The sequence below is a fragment of the Nocardioides jiangsuensis genome (assembly GCF_019679455.1).
In the GTDB taxonomy this organism is placed as follows: domain Bacteria; phylum Actinomycetota; class Actinomycetes; order Propionibacteriales; family Nocardioidaceae; genus Nocardioides_C; species Nocardioides_C jiangsuensis.
On the sequence record NZ_JAIEZQ010000001.1, the window covers coordinates 1,239,976 to 1,255,842 of the forward strand.

At 70.1% G+C, this 15,867-nt stretch carries 16 protein-coding genes and 1 tRNA gene; 9 read left to right on the forward strand and 8 right to left on the reverse strand.

Annotated elements, in window-relative coordinates:
- Positions 1–122: 122 nt before the first annotated feature.
- Positions 123–1,958 (reverse strand): phosphoenolpyruvate carboxykinase (GTP), encoded by a 1,836-nt coding sequence (locus tag K1X13_RS05780; protein ID WP_221024020.1) that lies wholly within the window; start codon positions 1,956–1,958, stop codon positions 123–125.
- Positions 1,959–2,392: 434 nt separating this feature from the next.
- Here K1X13_RS05780 and K1X13_RS05785 point away from each other — a divergent pair.
- A tRNA-Arg gene (locus K1X13_RS05785) sits at positions 2,393–2,465 on the forward strand.
- 367 nt (positions 2,466–2,832) lie between these two features.
- On the opposite strand, the gene K1X13_RS05790 is transcribed toward K1X13_RS05785, so the two are convergent.
- Entirely contained in the window at positions 2,833–3,000 is a 168-nt protein-coding gene (locus K1X13_RS05790) for a hypothetical protein (protein WP_221024021.1), read from the reverse strand.
- 223 nt (positions 3,001–3,223) lie between these two features.
- A complete protein-coding gene (locus K1X13_RS05795) occupies positions 3,224–3,493 on the reverse strand; it encodes an SHOCT domain-containing protein (RefSeq protein ID WP_221024022.1) in 270 nt (89 codons plus the stop codon).
- Positions 3,494–4,456: 963 nt separating this feature from the next.
- Here K1X13_RS05795 and K1X13_RS05800 point away from each other — a divergent pair.
- The gene (locus tag K1X13_RS05800; RefSeq protein ID WP_221024023.1) at positions 4,457–4,921 is read left to right on the forward strand and encodes a hypothetical protein; all 465 of its coding nucleotides are present in this window, start codon (positions 4,457–4,459) and stop codon (positions 4,919–4,921) included.
- A 143-nt stretch (positions 4,922–5,064) separates the two neighbouring features.
- On the opposite strand, the gene K1X13_RS05805 is transcribed toward K1X13_RS05800, so the two are convergent.
- The 4 genes from K1X13_RS05805 to K1X13_RS05820 form a co-directional block, all read right to left on the reverse strand.
- Positions 5,065–6,252 carry a SpoIIE family protein phosphatase gene (locus K1X13_RS05805; RefSeq protein ID WP_221024024.1) on the reverse strand — a complete coding sequence of 396 codons (1,188 nt, stop codon included), beginning with the start codon at positions 6,250–6,252 and terminating at the stop codon, positions 5,065–5,067.
- Between the two features lie 13 nt (positions 6,253–6,265).
- Positions 6,266–7,588 carry an alpha/beta fold hydrolase gene (locus K1X13_RS05810; RefSeq protein ID WP_221024025.1) on the reverse strand — a complete coding sequence of 441 codons (1,323 nt, stop codon included), beginning with the start codon at positions 7,586–7,588 and terminating at the stop codon, positions 6,266–6,268.
- Positions 7,589–7,780: 192 nt separating this feature from the next.
- Positions 7,781–8,482 (reverse strand): GAF and ANTAR domain-containing protein, encoded by a 702-nt coding sequence (locus K1X13_RS05815; RefSeq protein ID WP_221024026.1) that lies wholly within the window; start codon positions 8,480–8,482, stop codon positions 7,781–7,783.
- A 161-nt stretch (positions 8,483–8,643) separates the two neighbouring features.
- On the reverse strand, positions 8,644–9,978 hold the full coding sequence (locus K1X13_RS05820; protein ID WP_221024027.1) for an ATP-binding protein: 1,335 nt from the start codon (positions 9,976–9,978) through the stop codon (positions 8,644–8,646).
- 111 nt (positions 9,979–10,089) lie between these two features.
- Between K1X13_RS05820 and K1X13_RS05825 the strand changes: the two genes are divergently transcribed.
- Positions 10,090–11,328: a flavin monoamine oxidase family protein gene (locus K1X13_RS05825; protein WP_221024028.1), complete on the forward strand. Its 1,239-nt coding sequence runs from the start codon at positions 10,090–10,092 to the stop codon at positions 11,326–11,328.
- Here the strand turns inward: K1X13_RS05825 and K1X13_RS05830 are convergent.
- A complete protein-coding gene (locus tag K1X13_RS05830; RefSeq protein ID WP_221024029.1) occupies positions 11,325–11,657 on the reverse strand; it encodes a YidH family protein in 333 nt (110 codons plus the stop codon). The two genes, K1X13_RS05825 and K1X13_RS05830, sit on opposite strands and share 4 nt — an antisense overlap.
- Before the next feature lie 23 nt (positions 11,658–11,680).
- Between K1X13_RS05830 and thpR the strand changes: the two genes are divergently transcribed.
- The 6 genes from thpR (at position 11,681) to K1X13_RS05860 (ending at position 15,857) form a co-directional block, all read left to right on the forward strand.
- Positions 11,681–12,271 (forward strand): RNA 2',3'-cyclic phosphodiesterase, encoded by a 591-nt coding sequence (gene thpR / locus K1X13_RS05835; protein ID WP_221024030.1) that lies wholly within the window; start codon positions 11,681–11,683, stop codon positions 12,269–12,271.
- 54 nt (positions 12,272–12,325) lie between these two features.
- Positions 12,326–13,087 (forward strand): MOSC domain-containing protein, encoded by a 762-nt coding sequence (locus K1X13_RS05840; RefSeq protein WP_221024031.1) that lies wholly within the window; start codon positions 12,326–12,328, stop codon positions 13,085–13,087.
- A 4-nt stretch (positions 13,088–13,091) separates the two neighbouring features.
- Positions 13,092–13,736: an ACT domain-containing protein gene (locus tag K1X13_RS05845; RefSeq protein WP_221024032.1), complete on the forward strand. Its 645-nt coding sequence runs from the start codon at positions 13,092–13,094 to the stop codon at positions 13,734–13,736.
- 1 nt (position 13,737) lies between these two features.
- Positions 13,738–14,685 carry a glutathione S-transferase family protein gene (locus K1X13_RS05850; protein WP_221024033.1) on the forward strand — a complete coding sequence of 316 codons (948 nt, stop codon included), beginning with the start codon at positions 13,738–13,740 and terminating at the stop codon, positions 14,683–14,685.
- Positions 14,685–14,831, forward strand: coding sequence for a hypothetical protein (locus K1X13_RS05855; protein ID WP_221024034.1), 147 nt, complete (start codon positions 14,685–14,687; stop codon positions 14,829–14,831). Before K1X13_RS05850 ends, K1X13_RS05855 begins: the two co-directional genes overlap by 1 nt.
- Before the next feature lie 108 nt (positions 14,832–14,939).
- Positions 14,940–15,857, forward strand: coding sequence for a 1,4-dihydroxy-2-naphthoyl-CoA synthase (locus K1X13_RS05860; protein ID WP_221024035.1), 918 nt, complete (start codon positions 14,940–14,942; stop codon positions 15,855–15,857).
- Positions 15,858–15,867 lie beyond the last annotated feature (10 nt).

Sequence of the window (15,867 nt, forward strand, 5' to 3'; positions counted from 1 at the left end):
TCCTCCCTCGTCCTTTACCCGCGCAAGTATGCCTCAGATGAGCCCAGGTCGTGGGTGAGGCGCGAAGAAGGCCCCGTCCACAGGGGACGGGGCCTTCCGTGTCTCCGATGACAGCGTCGCTGTCAGACTCCGAGTCGCGCCTTGAGGCCGTCGAGCTCGGTCCAGAGAACGGCCGGCAGGTTGTCGCCGAACTTCTCGAACCACTCCGTGATCTGCGGGATCTCGGCCTTCCACTCCTCGACGTCGACCTCCAGGGCCTGGGCCAGGTCCGCCTCGGTCATGTCCAGACCGTCGGTGTCGAGCGCCTCCGGGGTCGGCACGTGGCCGATCGGGGTCTCGGTCGCCTCGGCCTGGCCGTCGATGCGCTGGAGGATCCACTTGAGGACCCGGCTGTTCTCTCCGAAGCCGGGCCACAGGAAGCCGCCGTCCTCGTCGCGACGGAACCAGTTGACGTAGAAGATCTTCGGCAGCTTGGCGGCGTCGTTGTCCTTGCCGACGGTGATCCAGTGGTTGAAGTAGTCGCCGGCGTTGTAGCCGATGAACGGCAGCATCGCCATCGGGTCACGGCGGACCACGCCGACCGCGCCGGTGGCGGCGGCCGTCGTCTCGCTGGACAGCGTCGCGCCCATGAAGGTGCCGTGGGTCCAGTCGCGGGCCTCGGTCACGAGCGGGATGGTCGTCTTGCGGCGGCCACCGAAGAGGATGGCGTCGATCGGGACACCGTTGGGGTCGTCGTACTCCGGTGCCAGGATCGGGCACTGCTTGATCGGGGTGCAGTACCGGCTGTTCGGGTGGCTGGAGAGCTCCTCGGAGTCGGGCGTCCAGTCCTGGCCCTTCCAGGAGGTGGCGTGGGCCGGGGTGTTCCCCATGCCCTCCCACCAGACGTCGCCGTCGTCGGTCAGCGCGACGTTGGTGAAGACTGAGTTGCCGCGCTCGATGGTGCGCATGGCGTTGGGGTTGGTCTTCTCGTTGGTGCCCGGCGCGACCCCGAAGAAGCCGAACTCCGGGTTGACCGCGTAGAGCCGGCCGTCCTCGCCGATACGCATCCAGGCGATGTCGTCGCCGAGGGTCTCGACCTTCCAGCCCGGGATGGTCGGTGCCAGCATGGCGAGGTTGGTCTTGCCGCAGGCGCTCGGGAACGCGGCGGCGACGTACTTCACGACGCCCTCGGGGCTGGTCAGCTTGAGGATCAGCATGTGCTCGGCGAGCCAGCCCTCGTCGCGGGCCATGACGGACGCGATGCGCAGGGCGTAGCACTTCTTGCCGAGGAGGGCATTGCCGCCGTACCCGGAGCCGTAGGACCAGATCGCGCGCTCCTCGGGGAACTGCACGATGTACTTGGTGTCGTTGCACGGCCAGGCGACGTCCTGCTGGCCCGGCTCGAGCGGCATGCCGACGGAGTGGAGGGCGGGGACGAACTTGGCGTCGACCTCCTCCATGCGGCGCAGCACGTTGGTGCCCATGCGGGCCATGACGCGCATGGAGGCGACGACGTACGCCGAGTCGGTGATCTCGACGCCGAACATCGGCGACTCGGCCTCGAGGTGGCCCATGACGAAGGGGATGACGTACATCGTCCGGCCCTTCATCGACCCCCGGTAGAGGTCGGTCATGATGGCCTTCATCTCGTTCGGGTCCATCCAGTTGTTGGTGGGCCCGGAGTCCTTCTCGTCGACCGAACAGATGTAGGTGCGGTCCTCGACGCGCGCCACATCCGTCGGGTCGGAGGCGGCCCAGAACGAGTTGGGCTTCTTCTCCGCGTTCAGGCGCACGAAGGTCCCGGTCTCCACGAGGGCGTCGGTCAGCTCGACCCACTCCTCGTCGGACCCGGTGCACCAGTGAACGGTGTCTGGCTGGGTGAGCTCGGCGACCTCGTTGACCCAGTTGAGGATGCCCTCATGGGTCGTGGGCGCACTCTGGTTGTCCTGGCTGCTGATCGACGCAGTGTCGGCGGTCATGGCCTACCGTTCCCTCTCGCGCATCGCGGTGGCGTGTGAAGCGCCGCCCGGCCATCGAGCGTGTCGATGGGGTGTCGTGGAGTTCTTCTCTTGGATCGCCGCTTCGTTGCAGCGATTTTTGGTGCCCTCAACGTACGCCGCAGGTTCCTGCGGCGCAGTAGGAGTGCTAGTGAATGTACTCACAGGCTTTCGGGGCCTGCCATTGGAACGTTCAAGGGTGTGACGGGCGTCTCTCGAACGGGGGGCATTGGCCCTCTGACCTGCACTTTTGTCCAGTGAGTGTGGTGCTTTCGCACCCAAAAGACCTATCCCCGTACGGCACTCGCGGGGGGTGCCGTTCGAGGCGGTCCGTGGTCTCCGCGGCGGGTGTTCGCGACCGCCCGATTTCATCATCGGCGCCCCTTCGCGCTAGAGTTCACACGCCCAATCGGCCGGCGCTCGTAGCTCAACGGATAGAGCATCTGACTACGGATCAGAAGGTTGGGGGTTCGAATCCCTCCGAGCGCGCGCAGCAAGAAGCCCAGGTCTATCCCCCGTGACCTGGGCTTCTTGCTTTCCCAGGGCTGCCCGGCGCGGACTTCGACCACGAGGTGTCGGCTGACACCAACGCGTGACGCCAACGCGCTCATTCCGCCTCCTCCTCGAAGAGGTCCGAGCTTGTCGTCGAGCGACACGTGCGCGTAGACGTTCATCGTCATCTCGATCGTCGAGTGGCCAACGATGTCCATCGTGGTGCGCGGGGGCACCCCGAGGCTCAGCAACACGCTATCCAGGCCACGCTCCTAGCCCGGCTTCCGCTGTCGCCGACCCTGGCCGCGTTGCCTTGCGCAACGGACACCTCGACTAAAGCCTCGAACGGTTCACGACGTCCGGTTCATCCTCGCGGCGCGCGTGCGGCGACCCAGGGGCCCCGGCCGTCGATGGTGGCGTGGAGCAACCCCACCAGCGAGCCCGGCCAGGCGAACCAGTGTCGAGCGAGCCAGTCACCGCTGTTGGGGTCGTACGTCTCCGGGAGCATGCCGTCGGCGCTCACCCTCTGCATGAGACGACTGAAGTTCTCTGCGTCCGCTGTCGGACCGCTGGCCCTGTGCAGTGCGTCGCGAAGGCGTCGGTACTCCTCCACCTCGATCTCGCCACGAGCCAACCGCTCGGCCAGGATCCGCTCGGCCGGTGTCTCGTTCGGGGCGCCCGAACTACCGTGCCGCATCATGCTGGCCATCATCGCCGCGCAGGGCAGCTCTAACGCGGCTGGATTTTCTCCCGCACTACGACAGAGCCCTCGATCCTTGGCGTAACACTTCACTGCGCCGGGTGAACTCTTCCTCGTCGATCTCGCCGCGTGCGTACCGCTCAGCCAGAATCTGGTCGGCGCTAGACCGAGGCGTCGAGCGTGCGGTTTGGCCCGGGTGGAAGTTACCGAGGATCAGCCACACCACGAGCGCAATCGGAACGCCCCAGACGACGAGCATCATCAGGCTCATTCCCAGCCAGCCACCAACCCCCCAGCCACCATCCCAACCCATCATCAGAGTCATCTCCAAACTGGATTGAGGTCTCCAGGGAAGGTCCCTGAAAGGATGACTCAACAGTCGACGTCGAACAGCCCCCTTGGTAGGGCGAGAAGTCACCCAACGCGGGGGACCTTCGCCCCGATCCTGCCCCCCACCGACGTCAGTGAGAGTCGGCCACTCGACGGCGGGCTTTGCCGGCGTCCCCATCCCGAACTTCCCGGTCGACCGGTCGACCCATTCACGTCCTCTCAGCGGAGACCGAGCACCTCACTTCCGTCTCGGCGGTGCTCGCAGGCGCACGGCTCGGCGCCCTGAAGGGGCTGCAGGCGGAGGTGGAGATCGAGGCCTTCGGCCGGCCCGTCAGCGGATAAGAGTCACAGTCCGAGAACCGAGAAGTCGTGCGCAGATGGCTGCTGGATCTCGCCGTTTTTTGGGCGGGCATGGAGCTTCTGTCGGAATCTCCGGGAATTCGCCGAAGTCTGAGACGGCCCGGCGACGCATTAGTGAATGCGAACTAGTCAGCGAAGCGACATAGCGGATGAGTTGCCGGGATTTGTGGTGTTCCTCGCCGGGTTCGGATGATGACATCTGGTCGTTCAGCAACAGTTACCCCCCTTTGTGTGAAGCCGCATCGGCCCTCAATAGAGGCCATGTTTTCGCCCTCGGGTCCGCCTTTACGTTTTGGCGGTCCGCTTGCAGTACGGGTCCACCAGGACCGGCAGCAGCGTGACGCACTGAAGGTCAGAACAGGCGTCTCGGGGGGTGAGAACTTTGGCGCACCGTAATCCAGACCGTATCCACGCTGGTTGTCGCGAGCCGCCTTCGCCGTGACGACCCATGCCGAGCGAAGAACTGGCGCTTCCCAGCTCCGACGCACCCTTTTCAGAGCTCAGGCAACTGCGGTTGTCGAATCCACGCCACAAGCACAGCATTCGATTCCTTCCGACACACGAATCATCATCAACCCAAGAAACGGGGACTCATCTCATGAAGCGATTTCTAGGCATCACCATCGTGGCCCTGGCGGTGGCCCTGGGATTTCCCACGGCCGCGCTTGCGCAAAGCGGCCACTTCGTCCAGACCCAGACCTGTCGAGACACCGGGACCACGGTGCAGTGCAGCGGCAAGGTAGCCGGCCTCGGCGGGACCACGTTTGAGATCACCGTCGAGGCAGACGGAGTCGCCTCGGTCGAATGCACCAACCCCGGCGGGAACGTCGCGCCCGGGCAGGACTTCGACTTCACGGCGGAAGGCTCTTCAGACGAACTGCCCACACCGCGAAACGGGCAGTTCAAGTACTCGGTGGAGACGAACGAGACGGATGCGCCAGCTGGCTCGTGCCCGAACGACTCGTGGACGGCCAACGTGATCGACGTGGAGTTCACCAGCGCCACGATCACGCTCACCGAGGACGGGGTCGTCTCCGACACGGTGACCGTTCCTGTCAGCTAGGCAGTCAGACGCCGCACCCCTAGCAGCAACAGGCCCCGGCCCAGAGCCGGGGCCCGTTGCTGTTCAGAGCGTCACCCGACGCGCAGCGTGCCCAAGACCCGGTGTCAGCCAAAGTTCGAGCGCGTGGTGTCACGCGACCCGCTCTAGGAGAGGTCGGGCACACCGAGTGCCACGAGAGCGATGTCGTCACGAGGGCTGCAGCTCTGGAAGGCGAGCACGTCGGCGAGGACCGCCTCGACGACCGCCGAGGGCCTTTCGTCGTGGGCCTCGGCCGTGGCTCGCAGCCGTGCGTCGCCATACAGCTCGTCGCCATGACGCCCCTCCGTGACGCCGTCGGTGTACAGCACGACGGTCGAGCCGGGGGCGAGCTCGAGATGCGTATCGCGGAAGTCCGGAGCGCTGAGGACCCCGACCAGGCTGCCCGGCTCGCCGACGGTCCTCGAGGGTCCTCCGGGGCAGAGGAGCAGCGGCTGCGGATGCCCGCCCAGGCTCATGGACAGCCACCAGGTCCCCTCCACTCGTCGGAGGCGCAGCAGGGCGACAGTGCAGAACCGGTCCGTGTGGTGGGTCAGCAGGGTCTGGTTCAAGGCCATGAGCGCGTCGGCCGGCCGTGGGAGTCGTACCGTGACCGCGCGCAGCGTGTGCCGGACCAGCGACGTCAGAATCGCGGCGTCGACGCCCTTGCCGCACACGTCGCCGAGGACGACGACCCAGTCCACCTCGCCGATCTGGAACACGTCGTAGAAGTCACCGCCCACCTCCTCGCCGGTGCCCGCGGGCCGGTAGGCCGCAGCCACGTCCAGTCCGGGGATCTCTGGCGGGTGGGGTGGGATCAGGGTCTGCTGCAGCGTGCGTGCCAGGGTGCGAGCCCGGGCCTCTGACTCCTCGGCTCGCTGCTTCTCCCGCAGCAGCTCGCGCTCGTACTCCCGCCGCTCCGTGGCGTCGAGCAGCACGACGCGGACGACGGCGGGCTGCCCCTCGGCATCTCGATCCAGAACGGCGTTGACCAGGACGGGGAGCCGCCCTCCGTCCGCGGTGACCACCTCGAACGCGATCTCCCGCACGTTCTCCTGCATCCGCAGCATCGGTGCGTAGTGGGTGTCGTGGTAGATCCGTCCACCCGCGCTGAGCAGGCTCGCGAACGTTCGCTGCCCGATGAGGGTCTCGGCGGTGTAGTGGGTCCACGACAGGAAGGTCCGGTTGACGCTGACGATGGTTCCGTCGGGCGTGGTGGAGAGGTACCCACACGGCGCGCGGTCGTACAGCGTCTGCGGGTCGTTCTCCCGGAGGGCCCTGAAGAACGCCTCGCGGTCGGCCTGGGGACGGTTCACCACGGTCATCCGGTCACGAGTTCACGAAGGCTGCGATCGCCGACGTGGTCTCCGCCGGTGCGCTGAGGTTGGGGCAGTGGCCCACCGCGTCGAGCATCACCATGGTGCTGCCCGGAATGGCGTCGTGGACGTACTGCCCGACCTCCACCGGAGCGATGGCGTCCTGCGAACACTGCAGGACCAGGGTGGGTACGTCGACCCGCCCGAGGTCTGCTCGGTTGTCGGAGAGGAACGTCACGGCGGCGAAACGGCGGGCGATGTCGGGGTCCGTGCGACAGAAGCTCGCGGTGAGCTCCTCGCCGAGCTCCGGGCGGTCGGGGTTGCCCATGATCACCGGCGCCATCGCACTCGACCAGCCGAGGTAGTTGCTGTCCAGCGACTCGAGCAGCCCGTCGATGTCCTCGCGCGAGAAGCCGCCGACGTAGGAGTCGTCGTCGATGTAGCGCGGGGACGGGCCGACCATGACGAGCTGGGCGTAGCGGCCGGGATCCTGCAGCGCGGCCAGCATGCCGATCATCGCCGAGACCGAGTGGCCGACGAACACCACGTCCTCCAGGTCGAGCTCCTGGCAGATCTCGTTCACGTCGGCGGCGTACCCGTCGAGCGAGGAGTAGCGACCGACGTCGTACGCCGAGATGTCCGACTCGCCTGCTCCCACATGGTCGAAGAGCACGACCTTGAAGCGGTCCTCGAAGTGGGGGGCGACGAGCCGCCACATGTGCTGGTCGCAGCCGAACCCGTGGGCGAACACGAGGGGCCGGCCTGTCGGACGCCCGGAAACCCTGACGTTGTTGCGGCCGATCGGGTCCATGGGCCCAACATAACCCGAACCGGGCCTGTCCCCGACGTGCCGCTCTGACCCGACTCGTCCGGAGACCGCGGGGGTGTCCTGGCTGCGGGCGCCGTTCGCGGACTCGGTGCCGGGACACGATTCCCGTGTCCCGGTGGTGACCGGGATGTGAGCCCACACCGCCTTGCCGCGTCGGCCCTCGTCGAGTTGCGCTCCCCACTCGCTCGAGCACTGTCCCACGATGAAGAGACCACGACCTCCCAACGCCAGCGGTCCGCTGTCCGTAGGGCGCAGCATCACCTCGGACCGGTCATGGACGGTCACCGTCAGCGTGCAGTTCGCGTAGGCCACCTCGACCGAGAACGTCGTCCGCGCATGGACGACCGCGTTCGTGGCCAGCTCACTCACGACCATGAGGGTCTCGACCTCGACCCGACCCAGCCCGTGGGCTCGCAGCAGGTCCGAGACGAACCTCCGGGCCTGCCGGACGCTGCCCGGCTCGGGGGGCCAGGCGTGCTCGTGGTGCCACCTGGTCTGGTTCAGCATGGCGGATCCTTGCATCGGTTCCGGCCGGGACGCGGACCGTGGGTCGACGGCAGTCGTCCCGGTCGCTTAACGAAACGAGTTCCCCTCGATGAGACCCGTAAACATGCGGATCGCTCCTGGCTAGTCAGGTGGAGAACGGTGCCCGCGAGCCCGCGCCGCGCGGCGCAGAGGGTCGGGCCGCGCCACCCGGCGTCAGTCCCGCGGCGCGAAGCGATCGTTGGCCATGTCCACCACGTTCTGCGCGACGTCGCGGAGCTTCATGTTGCTGGTCTGCGACGCACGGACGAGGAAGAGGAAGGCCCTGTCCTCGGTGATCTGGTAGTGCTCCATGGTGAGCCCGATCGCCTGTCCGATCACCTTCCTCGTGACCAGCGCGTCGTTGAGCTGCTCCTCGCGACGGGCACGCCCCAGCGCGATGGCGGCGTGCGAGGCGAAGAGCTCCGCGACCCGGACCGCGTCGGGCTCCACCGTGGGGGACCGGGTCGAGTACAGGTTCAGGCCGCCGATGGTGCCCTCGTCGTTGTACAGCTGGAGCGCGAGCTGGGCCCGGAGCCCGATCGGCGCGGCCCGCGGCATGTAGCGCGGCCACCGCTGGTCGTGCTCCGCGTGCTCGACGATCACGACGGGCGCCTCCCGGATGGCGTCCAGACAGGGCCCCTCGCCCAGCTCGTACTGCAGCTCGTCGAGCCGCAGCACCATGGGGTCGGTCGCCGCCAGGGTCTCGATCTTGCCGTCGCGATGCGTGATGGAGATGCCGACGTGGTCGAAGCCCGGCACGGAGCGCTGCGCCGCGCGCACGATCGCCGCGAGAGTCTCCTCGAGCGTCTGGGGCTTGTTGATGTCGCGTGCCGCCTCGGCCAGCGCCTCGGCGATATCGGCGGGATGTTCGTTCATCGCCGGTCCCCCTAGTCATCGCGAAGCAGGCACGACGCCCAGCAGGTCACGACCGTGTGACCCGGCGGCCAGCCATGCCGATGCTCTCGAGTCTCGTGACTTCACGCTACTCCGGCCGCCGCCGCCTTTGCCGCCGGCGGCGGAACTCACGCGGCGGGAGGTCAGCGCTTCGAGGCGCTGTGCAGCGGGTGGGAGCTGTCGTAGGTCAGCTCCTTCACCATGTGGACCACGGCGCCGACCTGCGGCTCGTTGGCGAAGTTCACGTTGTCCACCAGCGCCCGCATCAGCGAGATGCCGCGGCCGTGCTCGGCGTCGTCGTCCTCCTGGTCCTGCACCACGGTCGCGTCGAAGCCGCCGCCCCGGTCGATCACGGTGAGCGCGCAGCGGTCCGCGGCGAGCTCGATGTCCACCTCGTAGCTGTCGCTCTCCACGGCGTGGTCGACCACGTTCGCGCAGGCCTCGGTGATCGCCAGCTCGACGTCGGAGATGTCCTCGTCGGTGACCCCGAAGGCTCGTAGCGCCTGCGCCGCGAGCCGGCGTACGACGGGCACGCTGTGGCTCTCCCGCGGCAGCGACACGGTCAGCTCCAGCCGCGGAGCGGGGTCGTCGTCGAACGCCGCGGTCCCCGCCGGCGGCCAGTGGTAGGTGTTGCCGGCGACGTCGTCCGGGGCCGGGCCCAGCATCACCTGGAGCCGACAGGCGGGGTCACCCTGCGCGATGGTCTCGTCGAGTACGACGGTCGCCTCGCCCTGCACGCGGGAGGCCAGCCGGCCCGCCATGGTCTGCGTGACGCGGCACAGCGACGGGGCGTGGTCCACGTTGGAGCCGAAGGGGCACCGCTCGATGACGAGCTCGGCCCGGTCCTCGGACCGCGAGACCACGGTCGGCGTACCGCCCAGCGCCGCGTGGGCCCGGACGAACGCGTCGGTGACCTCCCGCAGGTCCGCGGGTTCGTGGTCGAGGGAGGCGTCGGAGAGCACCGCCCCCGCGACCGAGGCCACCTGCTCCGGGGAGCCGACGGGGTGGGCCTCGCCGGCCGCCGCGAGGGCTACCGCCACCGCGGCCGCGCCGTCGCGCTCCGGGTCGATGTCGAGCCCGGCCAGCACCCCCACCTCCGGGTCGAACTGGAGTCCCACACGCCGGGGCACGTCGAGGTCGAGGGACGCGAGGGCAGTACCGGCCCCCTCGTCGAGCTGCGCGCGGTGCGCGCCGCTCACCGGCCGCAGCCCCTCGGGCGCGTCGTCGGTGCTGCCCGGGAACGCGTCCGGAGCGACGTCGACCGGCCGCAGGGTCAGCCGGGGTCGCGACGCGGTCCAGTCGAGGTGCAGCCACACGGTCTGCTCGCCCTCGGGCAGCGCGGCGACCGCCTTCGCGACCTCCTCGTCGGCACCCGTGGCGTCCGCGTGCTCGTCGGCATGGCGGGCCAGGTGGTCCGCCACCGCGGACGCGGCGGCTTCGGGGGCACCGGGGTGCCGAGGGTCGAGCAGCCAGTCCATGGCCTGCCTCTCGGGTGCGTCGGGCGATCGGTCGGTCTCGTCCCAGGGGTATACCCAGGCGGGGCTCCGGACACACGCCGTCGGTCGGGTGGTGCCTGCCATAGTGACGGCATGGTGGACGTGGTGGTCGTCGGTGCCGGGATCGCGGGCCTGACCTGCGCCCGCGAGCTGGAGCGCTCCGGGCTCGAGGTGGAGGTGCTCGAGGCCTCCGACGCGGTCGGCGGCCGAGTCCGCACCGACGTCGTGGACGGCTTCCGCTGCGACCGCGGCTTCCAGCTGGTCAACCCCGCCTACCCGGCGCTACGCGACCTGGTCGACGTCGGGGCGCTCGAGCTTCGGCAGTTCGCCGCGGGTGCCGCGCTCGCCGGGCCGGACGGCTTCGGTGTCGTCGAGGACCCGCGACGCTCGCCGGGCCACATGCTGCAGACCCTGCGCAGCGGGTACGCCCGCCCCGCCGAGCTCGTCCGCCTCGCGGCCTGGGCCGCGCCCGCCCTCGGCAGTGTCCCGCGGCTGCTCGCCGGGGAGGACGAGCCGCTCGCCGCGTCGCTGGACCGGCACGGCGTGCACGGCCGGGTCCGTGACGAGCTGTTCGAGCCGTTCATCACCGGCGTCGTGGCCGAGGACCGCGGCGAGACCTCCGCGACCTTCGTGCGGCTGCTGGTCCGGTCGTTCCTGCGCGGCACGCCCGGTGTCCCGGCGCTCGGCATGTCCGCGCTGCCGGGGCAGATCGCGGCCGAGCTGAAGAGCAAGGTCACCACCGGCGCGGCGGTGCAGGCGGTACGACGCACCTCCGGAGGCGTCGCCGTACGGGCCGGTGACGTCGAGCGCGACGCACGGACGGTCGTGGTCGCGGCCGACCCGGTCACCGCTGGGGACCTCGCCGGCCTTCCCCCGGTGGCGATGAAGGGGCTCGTGACCTGGTGGTTCGCCTGCGACACGCCGCCGACCTCGCTCGACCTGCTGGTGCTCGACCCGGCGCGCAGCGGCCCCGTGGTGAACACCGCCGTGATGAGCAACGTCGCGCCGTCGTACGCGCCGCCCGGCCGTCACCTCGTGCAGGCGACCACGCTCGCCGGCCGCGGCCCGGACGGCATCCCCGACGAGGCCGCGGTGCGGGCCCACCTGGCCCGGATGTACCGCCAGCCGACCAGGGCCTGGGACCTCGTCGTCCGGCACCACGTCGCCCACGCGCTGCCCGAGCAGCGGCCCGGTGTCCCGCTGCGGCAGCGGGTCGACCTCGGCGGCGGGGTGTACGTCGCGGGCGACCACCGCGACACCGCCTCGCTCCAGGGCGCGCTGGTGTCGGGGCGCCGGGCGGCGCACGCCGTGCGGAGGTCGTTCGGGCTCTAGAGGAGCGTCAGCAGCAGCGCGGCCACGAGCGGGATCGCCACCACGCCGGCGGCGAGGAGCGTCGTGGAACGGGCGGTGTGCATCTCGGCGCCGGCCCGGATCGACCGCTCGTTGTCGCGGAACCGCAGGTACCCCGTCAGCGCGACGTACGACCCGATCCCCACCAGCAGCACGCCGAGCACGACCCGCAGCCCGCCGCGCGCCTGGGTGAGGAACTGCAGCACGCCGAGCCCCGCCACCTGAAGCGCCAGGGCGGTGCGGACGTAGGCCAGGAAGGTGCGCTCGTTGGCCAGCAGGAAGCGGTAGTCCACGGGACCTTCGGGCGCCATGGAGCCGAGGCTAGCGTGGACGCATGCGGATGTTCGTCGCGCTGATCCCGCCGGAGGACGCGCTGGAGGACCTCGCGGAGTTCCTTGTGCCGCGGCAGGAGGTCGACTCCGGGCTGCGCTGGACCGTCCGGGAGCATTGGCACGTCACGCTCGCGTTCATGGGCCAGGTCCAGGACCGCTCGCTCGACGACCTGCTCGAACGGCTGACCCGGGCCGCCGCGCGGCGTACCCCCTTCCGGGTCACCGTCACCGGCGGCGGGGCCTTCCCCCACCCCGGCCGGGCGAAGGTGCTCTACGCCGGGCTCGACCTCCCGGAGGAGGGGAAGGAGATGCGGCGGCTGGCGACCGGCGCGCGGGCGGCGGCGAACAAGGCCGGTGCCGAGGCCGGGGGAGGACGCTTCCACCCGCACGTGACGCTCGCCCGGATCGGCCGGCCCTTCGACGTCACGAAGTGGGTGCGGGTGCTCGACGCCTACCGGGGCCCCACCTGGACCGCCGACACGGTGTCGCTGGTGCAGTCGCACCTGGGGGAGGGGCCGCGGAACCGCCCACGCTACGAGGTGGTGGGCCGGTTCCCGATGGGCCGACCGGTGGCGCGCGAGGAGTCGGGGTGAACACCTCGTGGACGGGGAGACAGCGAGGAAACCGGCTCGTGGCATCGTGAAGCCATGCGCATCGAGAGGATCGGGTTCACCCCGCTCAAGGGCGGCCGGCACCGCAGCCACGGCACCGCCGAGCTGACCGCGACCGGGCCCGTGGGCGACCGCGTCTTCTGTCTCGTCGACCCCGCCCGCGGGCGCGTGCTGCGCACGGTCGAGAACCCGTCCCTGCTCCGGACGGCGGCGCGGTGGGACGCCGGCGTCCTCTCGGTGCACCTCCCCGACCGCACGCTCGAGGGCAGCCCCGAGCCGACCGGCGAGACCCTCAAGGTCGACTACTGGGGGCGTGGCGCCGAGACCGAGGTGGTCGGCGGCCCGTGGTCCGAGGCGTTCTCGGACTTCCTCGGGTACGACGTCGTCCTGGCTCGCTCGGTCAACGCCGGGGAGATCGTGTACGGCGCCTCGGTGACCGTGCTGACCACCGCCTCGATGCGCCTGCTCGGCGAGAGGCTCGGCGCCGGGGGAGTCGTGGACAGCGCACGGTTCCGGTCGACGCTCCTGCTCGACGCCGGGGACGACCCCCACGTAGAGGACACCTGGGTCGGCCGCGAGCTGCGCGTGGGCGAGGCGACCGTGCTCGTGCGCGGGATCGTGCCGCGCTGCGCGGTGGTGGACCTGAACCCGGAAACCGGTCGGCGTGACGCGGACGTTCTCGGCACCCTCGCGGGATATCGTCGTGGCGACGGCGAGATCACCTTCGGGGTGGACGCCGTGGTCGTGAACGCCGGGACCGTCCGGACCGGGGACGCGGCCGACCTCGAGAGGGGCTGACCCCATGCCGTACCTGCTGCGCGTCGAGCTGCCCGACGTCCCCGGGTCACTGGGTCGCGTCGCGACCGCGATCGGTGAGGCCGGCGGCGACATCGAGGCGATCGAGATCGTCGAGAAGCGCCCCGCCGGGACGGCCGTCGACGACGTGCTGCTCGAGACCGCGCCCGGCGTGATGCCGGACTCGATCATCTCCGCCTGCCAGCAGCTCGAGGGGGTCGAGGTGATCTGGATCTCCCGGTACGCCGCCGGGGGAAACCTGTTCCTCGACCTCGAGGCCGTGGAGGCGCTCACCGCGAACCCGGTTGCCGCGCTCGACGAGCTGATCGACCTGCTGCCGATCACGTTCCGCGCCGACTGGGGGATCCGGGTGCGCCGCACCGACGGCGGCGTGAAGATCCTGCACGGCACCTCCGCCGCCCCCGACCTGGTCGAGGGCGCGGCCTGGTTCCCGTTGACCCGGCCGGCGACCCTCGAGGTTCCCGAGGAGTGGGAGCGGTGGACCTCCACGCTGGTCGCCGCCGCGCCCCTCGGCGACCACGACGAGCTGGTCGTCTTCGGCCGCCGCGGCGGGCCCGAGATCCTCGACTCCGAGCTGGCCCGGCTCGGACACCTCGCGGCACTGGCGGTCTCCATCGCGAAGGCCGGCTGACGTGACGGCCGGGGGGAGCGTCGCGCAGTTCGGGGAGGAGACCGACCGGTCCGGGTCGTTCCGGCGGCAGGGCAACCGGTTCACCGACCGCCCCTCGAACGCGCCTGGTGCGCGGTGGCCGGTCGAGGCCGGCCGCTACCGGCTGATCTGGTCGCGGGCCTGCCCGTGGGCGCACCGGTCCCGGATCGTGTGGGGCCTGCTCGGTCTGGAGACGGCGATCTCGCTCGGCACCGTGGACCCGCTGCGCGACGAGCGGGGCTGGCGGTTCAGCCTCGACGAGAACGGCCGCGACCCGGTGCTCGGCATCGGCTACCTCTCCGAGGCCTACCTGCGGACCGACCCGTCGTACGCCGGCCGGGTGACGGTGCCGACGCTCGTCGACGTCGAGTCCGGGCTCGTGGTCACCAACGACTTCCCGCAGCTGACCCTCGACCTCTCCACCGAATGGAGCGCCTTCCACCGCGAGGGCGCGCCCGACCTCTACCCGGCGCCGCTGCGCGAGGAGATCGACGCGGTCAACGAGCTGGTCTACCGCGACGTCAACAACGGGGTCTACCGCTGTGGCTTCGCTTCTACCCAGGAGGCCTACGAGGCGGCCTTCGTCCGGCTCTTCGACCGGCTCGACTGGCTTGGCGAGCGGCTCGCCGACCGGCGCTACCTGGTCGGGGAGCAGCTCACCGAGGCCGACGTCCGGCTGTTCACGACCCTGGTCCGGTTCGACGCGGCCTACCACGGCCACTTCAAGTGCAACCGGCAGAAGCTGAGCGAGATGCCGGTGCTGTGGGCCTACGCGCGCGACCTGTTCCAGACCCCGGGCTTCGGTGACACCGTCGACTTCGACCACATCAAGCGGCACTACTACCGGACGCACGACCAGATCAACCCGAACCGGATCGTGCCGGCCGGGCCCGACCCGTCCGGCTGGCTCGAGCCGCACGGGCGGGGCTGATGACGGCGTGCCTCGGCCGGACGTACCGGTTCGAGGACGAGTCGGTCGCGGAGACCTACGCCTCGCGGGCCTCCGACGACGTCCGGCGCCTGACGGGCCGGGACCCGCTGTCGCTGGAACAGCTCCTGCACCGCCGTACGGACTGACCTCTCGACGCCGCACGACTGACTCCTCGACGCGGAACGAGTGACGCCTGAACGCCGCACGACTGACGTCTCGACGAGGGGGACGGGGGCGGCCGGTAGCCTGCGGCCATGCCTGAAGCCGACTCCGTCTCCGAGATCTTCGACGCCTCCGCCTGGAAGCCGGTCCCCGGGTTCGAGGACCTGACCGACCTGACCTACCACCGGGCCGTCGACCAGGGCACGGTGCGGATCGCGTTCGACCGGCCCGAGGTGCGCAACGCGTTCCGCCCGCACACGGTCGACGAGCTGCTCCGCGTCCTCGAGCACGCCCGGACGTCGAGTGACGTCGGCTGCGTCCTGCTCACCGGGAACGGTCCCTCGCCGCGCGACGGGGGCTGGGCGTTCTGCTCCGGCGGCGACCAGCGGATCCGCGGCCGCGCCGGCTACCAGTACGCCGAGGGGGAGACCGCCGAGACCGTCGACAAGGCCCAGCTCGGCCGGCTGCACATCCTCGAGTGCCAGCGGCTGATCCGGTTCATGCCGAAGGTCGTCATCTGCGTGGTCCCCGGCTGGGCCGCCGGCGGGGGCCACTCCCTGCACGTCGTCGCGGACCTGACCCTGGCGTCCGCGGAGCACGCCCGGTTCAAGCAGACCGACGCCGACGTCGGCTCGTTCGACGGCGGCTTCGGGTCGGCCTACCTCGCGCGCCAGGTCGGCCAGAAGTTCGCCCGGGAGATCTTCTTCCTCGGCGACGAGTACGACGCCGAGGCCGCGCACCGGATGGGCATGGTCAACGCCGTCGTGCCGCACGCCGACCTGGAGAAGGTGGCGCTCGACTGGGGCCGCAAGATCAACGGCAAGTCGCCGACCGCCCAGCGGATGCTGAAGTACTCCTTCAACCTGATCGACGACGGGCTGGTCGGTCAGCAGCTGTTCGCCGGCGAGACCACGCGCCTGGCCTACATGACCGACGAGGCCGTCGAGGGCCGCGACTCCTTCCTGGAGAAGCGCGAGCCCGACTGGTCCCCGTTCCCGTACTACTACTGAGCGGGCGAGC